The organism is Streptococcus infantis (genome assembly GCF_001579645.1).
GTDB lineage: Bacteria > Bacillota > Bacilli > Lactobacillales > Streptococcaceae > Streptococcus > Streptococcus infantis_E.
Genome location: NZ_KQ970824.1, coordinates 127,173 through 143,182, shown reverse-complemented (window position 1 = coordinate 143,182; position 16,010 = coordinate 127,173). Strand labels below are relative to the sequence as shown.

13 protein-coding genes are annotated in these 16,010 nt (G+C 40.4%); 1 reads left to right on the top strand and 12 read right to left on the bottom strand.

The features are described 5' to 3' along the window. The coding region (gene pbp2a / locus SINDD18_RS09475) for a penicillin-binding protein PBP2A (protein ID WP_061863932.1) at positions 1 to 2,025 on the bottom strand (2,025 nt) is incomplete at its 3' end. Between the two features lie 88 nt (positions 2,026 to 2,113). On the opposite strand from pbp2a, the gene SINDD18_RS09470 reads away from it, so the two are divergent. Next, positions 2,114 to 2,989: an RluA family pseudouridine synthase gene (locus tag SINDD18_RS09470; protein ID WP_153014458.1), complete on the top strand. Its 876-nt coding sequence runs from the start codon at positions 2,114 to 2,116 to the stop codon at positions 2,987 to 2,989. 72 nt (positions 2,990 to 3,061) lie between these two features. On the opposite strand, the gene gap is transcribed toward SINDD18_RS09470, so the two are convergent. From gap to SINDD18_RS09415, 11 genes are all read right to left on the bottom strand, one after another. Then, the gene (gene gap / locus SINDD18_RS09465) at positions 3,062 to 4,072 is read right to left on the bottom strand and encodes a type I glyceraldehyde-3-phosphate dehydrogenase (protein ID WP_000260668.1); all 1,011 of its coding nucleotides are present in this window, start codon (positions 4,070 to 4,072) and stop codon (positions 3,062 to 3,064) included. A gap of 267 nt (positions 4,073 to 4,339) precedes the next feature. Next, positions 4,340 to 6,991 carry a bifunctional acetaldehyde-CoA/alcohol dehydrogenase gene (adhE, locus tag SINDD18_RS09460; protein WP_060956407.1) on the bottom strand — a complete coding sequence of 884 codons (2,652 nt, stop codon included), beginning with the start codon at positions 6,989 to 6,991 and terminating at the stop codon, positions 4,340 to 4,342. Between the two features lie 300 nt (positions 6,992 to 7,291). Next, positions 7,292 to 7,705, bottom strand: a complete 414-nt coding sequence (locus tag SINDD18_RS09455) for an MORN repeat-containing protein (protein WP_049504892.1) — start codon at positions 7,703 to 7,705, stop codon at positions 7,292 to 7,294. After that, positions 7,680 to 8,135 (bottom strand): low molecular weight protein-tyrosine-phosphatase, encoded by a 456-nt coding sequence (locus SINDD18_RS09450; protein WP_061863931.1) that lies wholly within the window; start codon positions 8,133 to 8,135, stop codon positions 7,680 to 7,682. The genes SINDD18_RS09455 and SINDD18_RS09450 overlap by 26 nt, the downstream gene beginning before the upstream one ends. Before the next feature lie 48 nt (positions 8,136 to 8,183). Beyond that, positions 8,184 to 8,504: a preprotein translocase subunit YajC gene (gene yajC / locus SINDD18_RS09445; RefSeq protein WP_000509386.1), complete on the bottom strand. Its 321-nt coding sequence runs from the start codon at positions 8,502 to 8,504 to the stop codon at positions 8,184 to 8,186. A gap of 116 nt (positions 8,505 to 8,620) precedes the next feature. Then, positions 8,621 to 10,597, bottom strand: a complete 1,977-nt coding sequence (tkt, locus tag SINDD18_RS09440) for a transketolase (protein WP_061863930.1) — start codon at positions 10,595 to 10,597, stop codon at positions 8,621 to 8,623. A gap of 114 nt (positions 10,598 to 10,711) precedes the next feature. Then, positions 10,712 to 11,803, bottom strand: a complete 1,092-nt coding sequence (gene ulaG / locus SINDD18_RS09435) for an L-ascorbate 6-phosphate lactonase (protein ID WP_006153413.1) — start codon at positions 11,801 to 11,803, stop codon at positions 10,712 to 10,714. Between the two features lie 116 nt (positions 11,804 to 11,919). Beyond that, entirely contained in the window at positions 11,920 to 13,593 is a 1,674-nt protein-coding gene (locus SINDD18_RS09430) for a BglG family transcription antiterminator (protein WP_061863929.1), read from the bottom strand. Between the two features lie 166 nt (positions 13,594 to 13,759). Continuing rightward, a complete protein-coding gene (locus SINDD18_RS09425; protein ID WP_061863928.1) occupies positions 13,760 to 14,467 on the bottom strand; it encodes an L-ribulose-5-phosphate 4-epimerase in 708 nt (235 codons plus the stop codon). A gap of 1 nt (position 14,468) precedes the next feature. After that, a complete protein-coding gene (locus SINDD18_RS09420) occupies positions 14,469 to 15,332 on the bottom strand; it encodes an L-ribulose-5-phosphate 3-epimerase (RefSeq protein ID WP_061863927.1) in 864 nt (287 codons plus the stop codon). Positions 15,333 to 15,335: 3 nt separating this feature from the next. Further along, complete coding sequence (locus tag SINDD18_RS09415; RefSeq protein WP_061863926.1) at positions 15,336 to 16,001, bottom strand: 3-keto-L-gulonate-6-phosphate decarboxylase UlaD; 666 nt, start codon at positions 15,999 to 16,001, stop codon at positions 15,336 to 15,338. Positions 16,002 to 16,010: the final 9 nt, after the last annotated feature.

Below are 16,010 nucleotides of genomic sequence, written 5' to 3'. Positions count from 1 at the left end.
AGCATTTTCAACTGTAAAAGTGCTTCCTGGCGTATATGGTAGGATTGTTTCCGCCATACTTCTAAAAATGTGAGCAGCACCATTCGAAGTCGAACCTGCTAGATAATGATTTTCATCGGTAGTAGGGAAACCAAGCCAGTGGCTAATCACTAGATCTGGTGTATAACCAATCACCCATTGATCACTGGTATATTCTGGGTTAAAGGCTGCCTCTGTTGTTCCTGTTTTTCCAGCCATGACATAATCATCTGGAGACGAACTGACCCCTGTACCATTTGTAAAAGTACCTAACATCATACTGGTCATTTTATCAGCTACCGATTTGTCAACCACTCGTTTTTGAGTATTTTTATGAGTAGCAATCACTTGACCACTAGCATTTTCAATACGGGTGATAAAGTGAGCATCCGGCATGAGTCCTTCATTTGCAAACACTGCGTAGGCTTGGGCCATCTGAAGAGGGTTAGTTTCTACGCCACCACCTAAAGCTACTCCAAGCACACGATCTACATCGCTCATGTTGAGACCAAACTTTTCACCCGCTTCAAAGGCTTTATCAATTCCAAGTTCTTTAACAGTAGCTACTGCAGGTAAATTTAGAGATTTAGCCAAAGCTTGATACATGGGTACTTCTCGTGATGTCTTGATTCCTGCGTAGTTGTCTACTTTATAATCACCATATTGCATGGTATGATTATCCAACTCCTTATTAAGAGACCAACCCGCTTCAACCGCTGGTGTGTACACTATCAAGGGTTTAATAGTAGACCCTGGACTTCTTTTGGATTGGGTTGCATAGTTAAAATTCCTGAAACCTGTCTTATCATCCCCTGCCACTCGACCAACAACTCCTCGAACTCCACCTGTTTTTGGTTCTAATGCGACACTACCAGACTCTGCATGTGTCCCATCTTCAGCTGTTGGAAAGAGAGAAGTATTTTGGTAGATAACCTGCATATTTGCTTGATAATTTTGATCTAGCTCCGTATAAATTCGATAACCGTTATTAACGATTTCTTCCTCTGTTAGATTATACTTTTCAATAGCTTCATTGACAACTGCATCAAAATAGGAAGGATAACGGTAGTCTGATATTTTCCCTTCATAACTATCTTTCAACTGAGAAGCCATATCAACACTTGCTGCTTCTGCTTCCTTATTTTTGTCAAGGTAGCCTGCAGCCACCATATTTTGCAAGACAGTATCTCTTCGGTTAGTTGAATGCTCAATAGAATTCAGAGGATTGTACAATTCTGGGCCTTTAAGCATACCTGCTAAAGTGGCGGCTTCATCAAGAGTTAATTCCGATGCCGAAACGCCAAAGTACTTTTTGCTAGCATCTTCAACACCCCAAACTCCATTACCGAAGTAGGCATTGTTCAAATACATGGTTAGAATTTCTTTTTTACTGTATTTTTTGGTTAATTCTAAAGCAAGAAAGAATTCTTTGGCCTTTCTCTGCACAGTTTGATCTTGTGAAAGATAAGCATTTTTCGCCAGCTGTTGAGTAATTGTAGATCCACCACCCGAGCGACCAGCTGTTAGGATAGCTAGGAAAAAACGACCATAGTTAATTCCACTATTTTTATAGAAGCTTCTATCTTCTGTCGCAATAACAGCATTCTGCAAATCTTCACTAATTTCCGAGAGCTCAACGTAGGTTCCTTTTTGGCCTGACAAGGCACCAGCCTCATTCTCTTCTCTATCAAAAATCACCGTTCGTGTTTTCAAAGCATTCTGCAAGTCTGTAACATTTGTCGATTTAGCCAAGGCAAATAGATAGACCCCAACGAATAAACTGGCACTAAGTCCTAGGATAAGGACGATTTTCGTCAGATGGTAGCGACGCCAAAATTTGCGAATTGGTCCGACTTGTCCTGCTTTCTTTCGGTCTCCTCTTGACCGTCGCAAGTTACTCGTCAATCTTTCTTCTTTATAAGCGTCGTCATTTTTTGCTTCTGGAGTTTCATTCTCCTCTTTCTTAAACAAAGAAAGAAACTTTTCAAATAATGTATCTAATTTCATGCGTTTATTTTATCATCTTCCCCTTAGGAAGACAAGAATTTAGCTAGTTTCCCTATCCAAATAATCTATTTTTTGTTACAATATCTGTATGAAATTTACCTTTGTTATCCCTGATTCTCTTCCTGAAATGACTGTCAAAGTCTTCTTGGAGGAGCAACTACTCATTCCGAGAAAAATACGGCATTTCTTGAGAATTAAAAAGCACATTCTCATCAATCAAGAAGAAGTCCACTGGCATCAAACTGTCAAATCTGGAGATGAATGTCAACTGATTTTCGATGAGGAGGATTATCCTACAAAAGAAATTGTTTGGGGAAATCCTAATCTTGTCCAAGAAGTCTACCAAGACCAACATTTGATCATCGTGAACAAACCCGAAGGTATGAAAACTCACGGGAATCAACCAGAAGAAATTGCACTTCTCAATCATGTCAGCGCCTATGTAGGCCAGACTTGCTATGTTGTCCATCGTCTAGATAAGGAAACGAGCGGTCTCATCCTCTTTGCTAAAAATCCATTTATACTGCCCATCCTCAATCGATTACTGGAGAAAAAAGAGATTTCCCGCGAGTACTGGGCTCTGGTTGAAGGAAAAGTAGGTTCTAAAGAACTTATCTTCCGAGATAAAATAGGTCGCGATCGTCACGATCGTAGAAAACGGGTGGTGGATTTCAAAAATGGTCAATATGCTGAAACTCATGTAACTCGATTGAAGCAATTTCAAAACAAGACCTCTCTGGTCCGCTGTAGATTAAAAACAGGTCGAACACATCAGATTCGGGTTCATCTATCTCACCATGGACATTCAATCCTTGGAGATCCTCTCTACAATCCACATTCAAAAGCAAAGAGACTGATGCTTCATGCATTTAAATTATCCTTTATCCATCCTCTGACCTTAAACCAATTAAGCTTTACTGCGCTATCAGGCACATTTGAAAGAGAATTAAACCAAAATGGATGACATTATCATCCATTTTTTCTTATAGATACAAAAAAGCAAGACCAGTTGGCCTTGCATTTATCAACTCAAGAATTATTTAGCGATTTTAGCGAAGTATTCAAGAGTACGTACAAGTTGTGCAGTGTATGACATTTCGTTGTCGTACCATGAAACAACTTTAACCAATTGTTTACCGTCAACGTCAAGAACTTTAGTTTGAGTTGCGTCAAACAATGATCCGTAAGACATACCTACGATATCTGAAGATACGATTGGATCTTCTGTGTAACCGTATGATTCGTTTGAAGCTGCTTTCATAGCTGCGTTCACTTCATCAACAGTAACGTTCTTTTCAAGAACAGCTACCAATTCAGTAACTGATCCAGTTGGAGTTGGAACGCGTTGTGCAGATCCGTCAAGTTTACCGTTCAATTCTGGGATTACAAGACCGATAGCTTTAGCAGCACCAGTTGAGTTAGGAACGATGTTTGCTGCACCAGCGCGAGCACGACGAAGGTCACCACCACGGTGTGGTCCGTCAAGGATCATTTGGTCACCAGTGTAAGCGTGGATAGTAGTCATCAATCCTTCTACAACACCAAAGTTGTCTTGAAGAGCTTTAGCCATTGGAGCCAAGCAGTTTGTAGTACATGAAGCACCTGAGATAACTGTTTCAGTACCATCAAGAACATCGTGGTTAGTGTTGAATACAACTGTTTTAACGTCGTTTCCACCAGGAGCAGTGATAACAACTTTCTTAGCTCCACCTGGGTGCAAGTGTTTTTCAGCAGCTGCTTTCTTAGCAAAGAAACCAGTAGCTTCAAGAACGATTTCTACACCGTCGTTAGCCCAGTCGATTTGCTCTGGATCACGTTCAGCAGAAACACGGATGAATTTACCGTTAACTTCAAATCCACCTTCTTTAACTTCCACAGTTCCGTCGAAACGACCTTGAGTTGTGTCATATTTCAACAAGTGTGCAAGCATAACTGGATCTGTAAGGTCGTTGATGCGAGTAACTTCAACACCTTCTACGTTTTGGATACGGCGGAAAGCAAGACGACCGATACGTCCGAAACCGTTAATACCAACTTTAACTACCATTAGTGATTTCCTCCTTATGAAAATCATGAAAATTTTATTGTGAAAAGAGTAACTTGAATCACTACAAATCACCTTTCAACATACCTATTATATAACTATTTGAGTTTAATTGCAAGCGCTGGCCTTGTTTTTCTGATAAGCTTTGGTAATATTTTCATTCCTTTACTTAGCCTTGCAGCCTACTCCAATTCTATGCATTTCTTAATAAAAACATATTCTATAAGCATAAAAAACCGAGGTTTACCCTCGGTTTTGGCTGATAATCAATTATTTACGGCGTCCTGGTCTTTCTTTGTAACCATAGTAAGCATCTTCGATGATTTCTTGCATATGGTCAACCATTGGAAGACGTGGGTTTGCAGGTGAACATTGGTCTTCATAAGCAAGGAAGGCCAATTCACGTGAATGTTCTTTCCATTCTTTTTCGTCAACACCTTGTGCTTTGAAGTTCATTTCGATACCTACGCGCTCACCGAGTTCGTAAACAGCTTTTGCGAAAGATTCAACCCCTTCTTCTGGTGTAGAAGCTGGAAGTCCAAGCATACGAGCGATATCTTGATATTTCTCGTCTGCACGGTAGTAGTTGTACTTAGGCCATGTAGCTGTCTTAGCTGGGCGAGTACCATTGTAACGGATAACGTATGGAAGCAAGATTGCATTTGTACGTCCGTGAACTGTGTGGAATTGCGCACCAATCTTGTGAGCCATTGAGTGAGAAATACCTAGGAAGGCATTCGCAAAGGCCATACCAGCGATTGTTGAAGCGTTATGCATTTTCTCACGTGAGTGGAAGTCTGCATTCTTAACTGAACTTTCAAGGTTTTCGAATACAAGTTTGATTGCTTGAAGCGCAAGTCCGTCAGTGTAGTCGCTAGCCATTTGTGATACGTATGCTTCAGTTGCGTGAGTCAATACGTCCATACCAGTATCAGCAGCTACAAATCCAGGAACTGTCAATACCAAAGCAGGGTCTACGATTGCCACAGTTGGTGTCAATGAATAGTCAGCGATTGGGTATTTACGGTTGTTTGCTTTATCAGAGATAACGGCAAATGGAGTTACTTCAGATCCTGTACCAGATGTAGTTGGGATAGCGATGAATTTAGTCTTCTTACCAAGCAATGGGAATTTGAAAGCACGTTTACGGATATCCATGAATTTTTGTACAAGGTCACGGAAGTCCACTTCTGGTTGCTCATAGAAGAGCCACATTACTTTAGCAGCATCCATTGGTGATCCACCACCAAGAGCGATGATTGTATCTGGTTTGAAGGCACGCATGATCTCAGTACCACGTTCAACTGTAGTGATATCTGGATCTGGTTCTACATCTGCAAAGATTTGGTAAACAACCTTATTGCGACGAAGGTCAAGCTGTTCGATGATACGATCAAGGAAGCCAAGCTCTACCATAGCGTGGTCAGTAACGATCATGACACGCTCAACGTCACGACATTTTTGAAGGTATTGAATTGAATCACGTTCAAAGTATGTTTTTGAAGGAAGTTTCATCCATTGCATGTTATTTCTCCGTCTTCCGACTTTTTTGATATTCAAGAGGTTAATGGCGCTAACGTTATCCCCAACTGAGTTACGTCCGTAAGAACCACATCCGAGTGTCAATGATGGCAAGAAGGCATTGTAAACGTCCCCGATACCACCGAAAGTAGAAGGTGAGTTACAGATAACACGAATAGCTTTAACAGCTTTACCAAATTCTTTAGTCAATTCTTCATCAGCAGTATGGATGGCAGCTGAGTGTCCAAGACCGTTAAATTCAACCATTTGACGAGCTTTAGCAATACCATCTTCACGGCTTTCAGATTTCAAAACTGCGATAACTGGTGACAATTTTTCACGAGTCAATGGCTCGTTTTCACCAACTTCTTTACATTCTGCAGCAAGAATGTTTGTTCCTTCTGGAACAGTAAATCCTGCTTGTTCTGCAATCCAAGTTGCTGGTTTACCAACGATGTCAGCGTTCAATTTTGCACCAGCACAGTTTTTGCTATTTGCTTTCACGCCGAAGCAGAACTCTTCAAGAAGAGCTTTTTCTTTTTTGTTTACAAAGTAAGTGTGATAAGATTTGAACTCTGCTACAAATTCATCGTAAATTTCTTTATCAATGATAACCGCTTGTTCAGATGCACAGACCATACCGTTGTCAAATGATTTAGACATTACGATATCGTGAGCAGCTTGGCGGATGTTAGCTGATTTTTCAACATAAGCTGGAACGTTTCCGGCACCTACCCCGAGAGCTGGTTTACCACATGAGTATGCAGCTTTAACCATGGCATTACCACCTGTTGCAAGGATTGTTGCAATACCTTCGTGGTTCATCAATGCACTAGTTGCTTCCATAGATGGTTCAGTAATCCACTGTACACAGTTTTCAGGAGCACCTGCTTTAATCGCTGCATCACGAACGATTTGAGCTGCGTGAGCTGATGATTCTTGAGCTGATGGGTGGAATGCAAAGACAATAGGATTACGAGTCTTCAATGAAATCAACGCTTTAAAGATTGCTGTTGAAGTTGGGTTAGTTGTTGGAGTGATACCACAAACAACACCAACTGGTTCAGCGATAAGAGTCAATCCTGTTACATCATCTTCTTCGATAACACCAACTGTTTTAGTGTGGCGCATGTTATTTACCACGTGCTCACAAGCAAATAGGTTTTTAGTTGCTTTATCTTCAAATACTCCACGTCCTGTTTCTTCAAAGGCATGTAAAGCCAATTCTCCGTGAGCATCAAGTGCAGCAACTGAAGCTTTTGCTACGATATAATCGACTTGATCTTGGTCAAGTTTACGCATTTCTTCAAGGGCAACTAAAGCTTTTTGCACCAAACCATCGACATGCTTTTCAGCAGCGAGTTTCTTTTCTTCTGGTGTTACAGTTTTTTTATCAGCCATATTTTCCTCCATAGCTTTCAAGGATTGCAAGTCCTTTGTTAATTTTTTCACAAGATTATTATAACTCTTTTTTAAACGTTTGTAAACAGTTTCATGAGCATTTCACAAACTTTTTTTGTTTGTTTGTGAAAATGATGTCAAACACCCTTTTCCAGATGCTTTTGAGCTACTAGTTTGTGAATGTTTTTAAAAAAGTTTTATTTTTCACAAACTTAGTTGTAAAGAGGGGCTGGAAATGTCTTTTATTTCCATGTAAGCGCTTTCTATCGTTCTGGAAGAATACCTCCTTCTAGGAGGAGGTTATTGTGCTTGTTGAAATAAACCTTGTTTGAAGTCTCCTTCATAGACTACTTCTTGTTCGGTAGTCAGTTTTCCTTTTCCTTCAGCTTGGCCATTTACAAAGTCTCCCTCATATACCCAACCTGCTTTAGCTTGGTAGGTACCTTTACCATTGAAGGCACCATTGCTAAATTCTCCAGTATAGGTATCACCGTTTGAGAAGGTAACAGTCCCCTGACCATTCATCTTACCACGAACTAGGCTCCCATCATAAATAATAGCATCGTTATCAAGCTTAAGAACGCCCTGTTTTGGAAGATTGGTCAGAAATACGAGACCTGCACAGACAACAATGACGATCACTGTCGCAATTTCTAAACGGGGACGTGTTAAATAGACACTATATTTTTCATAGAGTTTTTTTAAATTTTCCATGTTCACTCTCATTTTCTAAGCGACTTAACCAAGCCTGGCAACCCGTTAAAACTCGGTCATAAGTTTCTTCAAAATCACCTGTATACCAGGGATCTGGAACGCTTTCAGATGCAAAAGGCTGTATCTTGTATTGTTGATCCTGTGGACACATCTGATGCAAATCAGCGAGATTAGACTCATCCATCCCAATGATATAGTCAAAATACTCAAAATCTTTTTTAGAAATTTGTTGGGAAGTTTTTGAAATATCATAAGGAACGCCATGACTTCGAAAGATGCCTTGCGTCCCTTTGTGGATTGGATTACCGTGTTCCCAGGAAGAAGTCGCTCGACTTTGAATCTCATATTTATCGGTCAGGGATTTCATTACAAATTCCGCCATAGGACTACGGCAAATATTACCAAGACAGACAAAGACAACTTTTTTCATCATTGTTCCTCTCATTTATAGAAAAACGGGAATGCATTCCACCCCGTTTTATTCTTCAATAGCACTGCCTTCTTCGATAACTGCACCTTCAGGTGTGACAGCTTCTTTGACTGGCAAAACTGTTCTAATTGCACCTAATTCGAAAGTCAAGTATACTCCGTCTACATCAAGTACAATCGTTTTGTTTTCAGTATCAACTTCATCGACTGTACCGTAGAGACCACCGATAGTGATTACTTCGTAGCCTTTTTGAAGTTTGTTAAGGCTCTCCATACGTTTTTCAGCTTGTTTCTTTTGAGAACGTTGCATGAAGAACATCAAGCCAAACATCAAAACAAGCATAATCAAGAATGTTAAATTCCCACCCATTATTTTTTCTCCTTTGTAATTCAGATAAAACTACTATATCAAATTTCACTTGTTTTTACAAGATTGCACCTTGATTTTAGGTCAATAAAAAACCAGAGCAAATGCCCTGATTTTTCTTATTTCAAGTTGTTTACAAGTTCTACTAAGTTTTCAACTGTAAATCCATATTCTGCTAAAACTTTTGGTGCTGGGGCAGACGCTCCAAAGGTATCAATACCGAGAACCGCTCCATCAAGACCAACGTATTTGTACCAGTTTTGAGTTGCTCCCATTTCAACTGCTACACGACGACGAACTGCATTTGGTAAAATCTCTTCTTTATATGCTGCATCTTGTGCATCAAATACATCTGTAGATGGCATGCTGACTACGCGAACTTTTCCACCTTGACTTGCCAATTCTTTAGCAGCTGCAACAGCCAGATTAACCTCTGAACCAGTCGCAATCAAAATTGTATCAAAGTCTGCTGCATTTTCATATACAACATAAGCTCCTTTTGCAACTTTAGCAAAGTCTGTTCCTTCTTCAACAGTCAAGTTTTGACGAGTCAAGACAAGAACAGTTGGTGTTTTCTCGCTCTTCACTGCTTGATACCAAGCCGCTTGAGTTTCACGCGCATCTGCTGGGCGGAAAACATTAAGGTTTGGAATCGCACGAAGACCTGCCAAGTGCTCAATCGGTTCATGAGTTGGTCCATCTTCACCAACTGCGATTGAATCGTGAGTGAAGACATAAGTCACTGGAAGACCTTGTAAGGCTGACAAACGAACTGCTGCTTTAAGGTAGTCTGAGAATACGAAGAAAGTTCCACCATAAACTCGAAGTCCACCGTGAAGAGCCATTCCGTTCAAGACAGTACCCATTGCAAATTCACGAACACCAAACTGAATGTTACGATTTAAGCGATTTGCATCATCTTGAAGTCCGTCAGTTTTGATGTAAGTCATGTTTGAATGAGCAAGGTCAGCTGATCCACCAAGGAAGGTTGGCAATTTAGCAGCTACTACATTCAAAGCATCCTGACTTGAGTTACGAGTTGCTTGAGAGAAGCCATTTTCTAAAGCTGGGAAGTCTTCTGGAGTCAACTCAACTGGATCGCGTCCTTCGATAATTGCTTCCACTTCTGCAGCCAGTTCTGGGTGAGCTTCTTTATAATCTGCGACTAGTTTTGTCCATGCTTCATAGGCTGATGCACCACGGTCTGCAACATTTTCTTTGAAATCAGCATAAACTTCTGCTGGGATTTCAAATGGTTCATAGTTCCAACCAAGTGCCTGGCGAGTTGCTGCAGTTTCATCCGCTCCAAGAGGAGCACCGTGTACAGCATTGGTTCCTTGTTTATTTGGAGAACCATAACCAATAACAGTTTTCACTTCGATCAAAGATGGTTTTCCTGAAGCCTTAGCTTCTTCGATAGCAGCATGAATAGCTTCTAAGTCTGTTCCATCTTCTACCAAGGCTGTATGCCAACCATAAGCATTGTAACGATCGCGGACACTTTCTGTGAAAGAATCTTTTGTCTCACCATCCAAGTTGATATCATTTGAATCATAAAGAACAACCAACTTGTCAAGCTTTTGCAAGCCTGCATAAGAAGCAGCTTCACTTGAGACACCTTCCATCAAGTCACCATCTCCACAGATAACGTAAGTGTAGTGGTCAAAGATGTTATAACCTTCACGGTTGTACTTAGCTGCAAGGAAACGTTCTGCTTGTGCAAAACCTGTCGCAGTCGCAATCCCTTGTCCTAGAGGGCCTGTTGTTGCATCAACCCCTGCTGTATGACCAAATTCTGGGTGACCTGGAGTTTTAGAGCCCCATTGACGGAAGTTCTTCACTTCATCCATGCTCACATCTTCAAATCCAGAAAGGTGAAGAAGGGCATAAAGAAGCATTGATCCGTGACCAGCTGAAAGAATGAAACGGTCGCGGTTAATCCAGTTTGGTTGAGCTGGATTGATACGAAGTTCTTTAGTGAATAGGCTGTATGCCATCGGTGCAGCTCCCATAACCACCCCTGGGTGACCTGAGTTCGCTTTATTGATAGCGTCAATACCTAGAAAACGAATCGCATTAACAGATAGATTTGACATAGAATTTCCTTTCTCTTTGAGGTGATAGGTCTATCACATATTCTATTTGTACTATTATATGAAAATTATCCGTATCGTGCAACATACGGATAACCTCCAGAAAAAATTTTTATATTAAAGCAAGGCTTTGAATTGGATATTTGAGTCTTGTTCGAAGCAGTCATCAAAACCACGTGGGTGATGATATTCTATTAAGTGTTGGTCTTGAGGATAAGTGTATTTACCACCAACTTCCCAGATAAATGGATGGAAATCGTATTGCAAGCGATCTTTTCTCATTTTCCAAAGTTCTAGGATTTCATTCGTAGAAGCCATGAAGTTAGACCAGATATCATAGTGAACTGGAATAATGACTTTTGCACGAAGATTTTCTGCCATGCGAAGTAGGTCGATAGAGGTCATTTTATCTTGGATACCTACTGGGTTTTCACCATAGTTATTCAAAGCAACATCAATTTTGAAGTCTTTACCATGTTTCGCAAAGTAGTTTGAGAAGTGAGAATCCGCACCATGATAAATGGTTCCACCTGGTGTTTCAAAGACATAGTTAACAGCCTTTTGAGCCATTTCTTCATCTGTAACAGCTAAACCAGCAAGTTCGCCACCTGTCTCATCAGCACCGTTCACTGGTAGCGTTACCAAGCAAGTGCGATCAAATGATTCTACCGCATGAATCTTCATGTCTTTTAGTTCAATAGTATCACCTGGTTTGACAACGATGATGCGTTCTTTTGGAACACCCCATCCTTCCCAGATTCGTCCACAATGGTAAGGGCCGATAAACTTAACATGTTCTAACTTAGGATTGTTGAGAATTGCTGCAGCTGTGTATGGGTCGATATGGTCACTATGGAAGTGTGAAACCAAGTAGTAGTCGAGTTCATTGATAGCAAATGGATCGATAACCATTGGCTGAACACGTAAGTTTGGTTGCAATTTACGAACACCTGCCATATTTGCCATTTGGTGTCCACGAACCATATCTTTCACTTTTTTAGTTGATTTTCCACGGTTTGACCAAAGGTCCATGACAACGTTAGCACCACCGGGTGTTTTAATCCAAGTACCACAGTTGCCTAGCCACCACATGGCAAAGTTGCCTTCAGGAACGACTTCTTCTTCGATTTCTTCGTTCAACCATGTTCCCCACTCTGGGAAAGTAGCTAAAATCCATGATTCTCTTGTAATTTCTTTTACGTTTGGCATTTGAAATCCTCCATATTTTGTTCAAGTATTTATTTCATACTTAGTATAACACCGACCGATATATTAAAAAAGACCAAGAAAAACACAGGCTTGTGTTCATCATTGGACTGTGATGTTTATGATTCATCTAAAAAAGCTTGGATGACTAATTCTTGGTTGATTAAGAGTTGAATTTCTTCTTGTAATTTTGCTGCAGCGTGTTTATCAGTTATATAGGTAGCAATAATTATTGAGAGATTATCCTTGAAGGTTCGACCATCTTTTCGAAGAACCTTATTTTTCATAAAGTCTGTTATGCGTAAAATATCTTCTGCCTCAAGTATAGGGTTTACCTTTAGCACTGGGAAGCGACTCTCAAGCTCATCGTTTGTTGTAATAAGTAAATCAACCTGAGTAATATCCTCCACGCTTTTGAACTGCTCAGTGGTAAAGACTGCCCCAATCTGTTCGTTTGGAAGATAGAAGCGACATTGTTTAAGTAAGAGTTTAGAAACGCCCACTCCTTCATCACACACAATATAAATCTTCTTGGTATTGTTTTGAATCGATGGAGTATACTTTAAAAATCCTCCAACGTGAATGGTCAGATAGGCAATCTCATCATCCGTCAATCGAATCTGCCAGGCTTCTTCTAGCACTTCTGCACATTTTTTTGTAATTACGAAAAGCTCACTATACTTAGAACGAATCTGCCGAGTTAAAGGATTTTTTGAGAAGATCCCATAGTTTTTTCTAAATAGTAGAGCCTTACAATGAATCACGAGATTTCTCAACAAATCTTCTTTCTGTTCAATCTCCATTCTGGTTTGAGATTCAAAATACCAAATAAACTCTTCTAAAGCTCTTCTCAAATGTTGAAAATCTTTACTTTCTGCATGGATGTCTCGATCTTTTCGATAGGATAACAAAAGAATGGCTAATAGAGATCTATCTAATTCTGAAAACGAGATGCCAAATGTTTCAAACAAGCGTTCTCCTAGTTTCTTAGACACCTGGTATTCTATCCTCTTTCGAATCAATGAAAATTCTTGATCAATTTCTTGATGTTTATCTTGATTTCTAGTAACGGTATCACACCCTAGTAGAAGATAGGGAAGGACCTGTAACATAAAGGTGACTTCGTGATGGTTTATTTTTTTCCCTAAATTTTGCTCAACCAGTGGAACTTGTTTTTTGAGGAATTGATTGACCTCATCAGAAAGAAGCATCTCATCTTCTAATCGCTCCTTGATTTTCTCCTCTAAAATAGCTACAAAGGCTGGGTTCTCCTCCATAAAGATATGATAGAGAAGGGATTGAAGATACTGGATTTTATTGAGAGGATGTGCATTTAGATAGTAACCGCGAGATTTACTAACTTGAAGCGTTACTTGATACTGCTCTAGTGTCAGCTGGTAACGAATAGTATTTAAATCATTTAGGACCGTATTTCGAGAGACTTCTGTTAATTCCATGAGTTTTTCAAGCGTGATTCTCTCTTTGGAAATACCAATCAGAAGGAGCATCAGCTGCATCCGCTCGTTGGCACTCATGATGTAATCATAAGAATCAACTTCGTCTAATAATTGACGACAAGCTTCTCTTTGTTCCTCAGTTAAGTGAATACCAATCCGAGGCAGACTGATGATATGCAAATTCTCATCGTCCAAAGCATCATTGATTTTATCAATGTGATAGTAGATTTTTCTTCGAGATTGAGCCAGATCTTTTGAAATCGTCATAATCGTTTTGGACGTTTCTTGATCCATCAAATATTGAAGCAAGTCACAGCTCGCCTTATCTAAAACCATAATTCATACTCCTCTATTTGTCAATCGCTTCCAAAACAACTTTATAATGGTATCACATTCGTACAGACTTTGCAATTATATGCTGTAAACTCCTAACAGTGGATACTGACAACTACAAAAGCGAGGCTTGGATCGAAAGCTCCTAGCCTCTTTTCAATTCAATTTCTTATTTCTTTTGACCGTAATAAGCATTTGGTCCATGTTTACGTTGGTAGTGTTTTTCTAGGATGTACTGAGGAGCAGGTTCAACTCTTGGATTGATTTGCTCTGTAAAGCGATTCATCTTAGATACTTCCTCTAGTACAACAGAGTGATAGACAGCATTCTCTGGGTTTTTGCCCCAGGTGAATGGACCGTGATTACGTACGACAATCCCTGGTACTTCAACAGGGTTGAGACCACGACGTTCAAACTCTTCTACGATAACTAGGCCAGTATCTTTTTCATAGGCTACTTCTACTTCATCCTTAGTCAAACTACGAGCGCAAGGGATTGAACCGTAGAAGTAGTCTGCATGGGTTGTTCCGTAGAAAGGAATATCACGACCTGCCTGAGCCCAACCAACGGCTTCAGTCGAATGGGTATGAACCACACTACCAATCTCTGGCCAAGCCTTATATAACTGCACATGAGTCGGAAGGTCCGAAGATGGTCTTAGATCTCCTTCTAGAACCTTGCCATCCAGGTCAGTTACCACCATGTTTTCAGGTGTCAATTCGTCATAATCTACACCTGATGGTTTGATAACAATGACACCGAGTTCGCGATTGACTTCCGATACATTGCCCCAGGTAAATTTAACAAGTCCATGTTTTGGCAATGATTGATTAGCATCACAGACTCGTTTACGCATATCATTGATTACTTGATTCATCTTACATCAGACCTGCTTTCTTAATAAGTGGGTAGAGAAAGGCTTGCGCCTCTTGAATGGCTGCGCGTGTTTCTTCTACAGTTTCACAATTTTCAGACCACATTTCGATTAGGAAAGGTCCATTATAATTGGTTTGCTTTAAAATATCGAAAGCTTCTTCCCATTTGACACAACCTTGCCCAAAAGGTACATCTCGGAACTGGCCCTTTGAACTTTCTGTCACTGCATAAGTATCCTTGAGATGGAGAGCTGCGATGGCATGATGGCCCAGATAAAATTCACTGTAGACATCATTATGCCAGGCAGACACATTCCCAATATCTGGATAGACAAAGAGGTATGGAGAGTCAATTTCTTTCTCTATAGCCAAGTATTTTTCGATGCTATTGATGAAAGGATCATCCATAATTTCGATGGCAAGTACCACCTGAGCTTCTTCTGCCCAGTCACAAGCTTTTCTCAAATTTTTAATAAAACGTTGGCGTGTCTGGGGTGACTTTTCCTCATAGTAAACATCGTAACCAGCTAATTGAATCGTACGAACTCCCAAATCTTGAGCTAATTCGATACATTTTTTCATGAGTTCCAGAGATTTTTCCTCTAGAACTGGATCATTCGATCCCAATGGGTAACGACGATGACCTGAAAAACAGATAGAAGGAATACGAACTCCAGTCTCATAGATTGCTTTGACAACTTCCAAGCGCTCGTCCTTACTCCAGTCAAGTCTGGCTAAACGCTCGTCACGTTCATCAATAGACATCTCGACAAAATCAAAGCCTAACTCCTTAGCAAAATTTAAACGTTCTAGCCAAGTAAAGTGGGTCGGGGTTGCCTTTTCATAAATTCCAATTGGACGTGCCATGGTTTACCCCCAAATTCGTTTTATTTCATCCTTGAAGGCACGCGCTGCTCCTGCTGGATCCGCAGCCTCTGTAATTCCACGACCTGCGATAAAGGTAAAGACATCAACGCCTTCAAAGAGTTTGAGAGTATCTACATCTAGACCACCTGTTACAGAAACACGGAAGCCCATGTCAATGAGTTTTTTAACCTTATTAAGGTCTTTTTCACCCCAAGTTTCACCAGCAAGAAGGGCATCACGAGATTGGTGATAGATAGCTTGTGAGATACCTGCATCTAACCAAAGCTGAGCTTGTTCAAAAGTCCAATCACCATAAAGCTCGATTTGGATTTCTCCTCGGTCTCCACGTTCAGCCTTGATAGCCTTTAGAGCTGCTTCCATAGTAGGGATGGTTGCACAACAGATGCAAGTCATCCAATCTGCTCCACGAACGGCATTATTTTTGGCAACTGTTCCACCAGCATCGGCACATTTTGTGTCTGCCACAATAATCTTATCTGGGAAAAGGCTACGCAAGACTTCAACCAATTCACTTCCAACTTGAAGCAAGCAAACAGTTCCAGCTTCGATAATATCTACTTCGTGACCAACAGAAACAGCTGCTTTAATCGCTCCTTGCAAGTCTGAATGGTCTAATGCAACTTGTAAATTAGGTATTCTTTTTGTCATTTCTTTATT

What these genes read in the sequence shown, in the direction of transcription:
- tkt (WP_061863930.1), bottom strand. Translation starts at nt 10,597, where the DNA reads ATGTCAAATCTATCTGTTAATGCGATTCGTTTTCTAGGTATTGACGCT.
- SINDD18_RS09455 (WP_049504892.1), bottom strand. Translation starts at nt 7,705, where the DNA reads ATGGAAAATTTAAAAAAACTCTATGAAAAATATAGTGTCTATTTAACA.
- gap (WP_000260668.1), bottom strand. Translation starts at nt 4,072, where the DNA reads ATGGTAGTTAAAGTTGGTATTAACGGTTTCGGACGTATCGGTCGTCTT.
- SINDD18_RS09450 (WP_061863931.1), bottom strand. Translation starts at nt 8,135, where the DNA reads ATGAAAAAAGTTGTCTTTGTCTGTCTTGGTAATATTTGCCGTAGTCCT.
- SINDD18_RS09415 (WP_061863926.1), bottom strand. Translation starts at nt 16,001, where the DNA reads ATGACAAAAAGAATACCTAATTTACAAGTTGCATTAGACCATTCAGAC.
- SINDD18_RS09430 (WP_061863929.1), bottom strand. Translation starts at nt 13,593, where the DNA reads ATGGTTTTAGATAAGGCGAGCTGTGACTTGCTTCAATATTTGATGGAT.
- yajC (WP_000509386.1), bottom strand. Translation starts at nt 8,504, where the DNA reads ATGGGTGGGAATTTAACATTCTTGATTATGCTTGTTTTGATGTTTGGC.
- adhE (WP_060956407.1), bottom strand. Translation starts at nt 6,991, where the DNA reads ATGGCTGATAAAAAAACTGTAACACCAGAAGAAAAGAAACTCGCTGCT.
- SINDD18_RS09470 (WP_153014458.1), top strand. Translation starts at nt 2,114, where the DNA reads ATGAAATTTACCTTTGTTATCCCTGATTCTCTTCCTGAAATGACTGTC.
- SINDD18_RS09420 (WP_061863927.1), bottom strand. Translation starts at nt 15,332, where the DNA reads ATGGCACGTCCAATTGGAATTTATGAAAAGGCAACCCCGACCCACTTT.
- SINDD18_RS09425 (WP_061863928.1), bottom strand. Translation starts at nt 14,467, where the DNA reads ATGAATCAAGTAATCAATGATATGCGTAAACGAGTCTGTGATGCTAAT.
- ulaG (WP_006153413.1), bottom strand. Translation starts at nt 11,803, where the DNA reads ATGCCAAACGTAAAAGAAATTACAAGAGAATCATGGATTTTAGCTACT.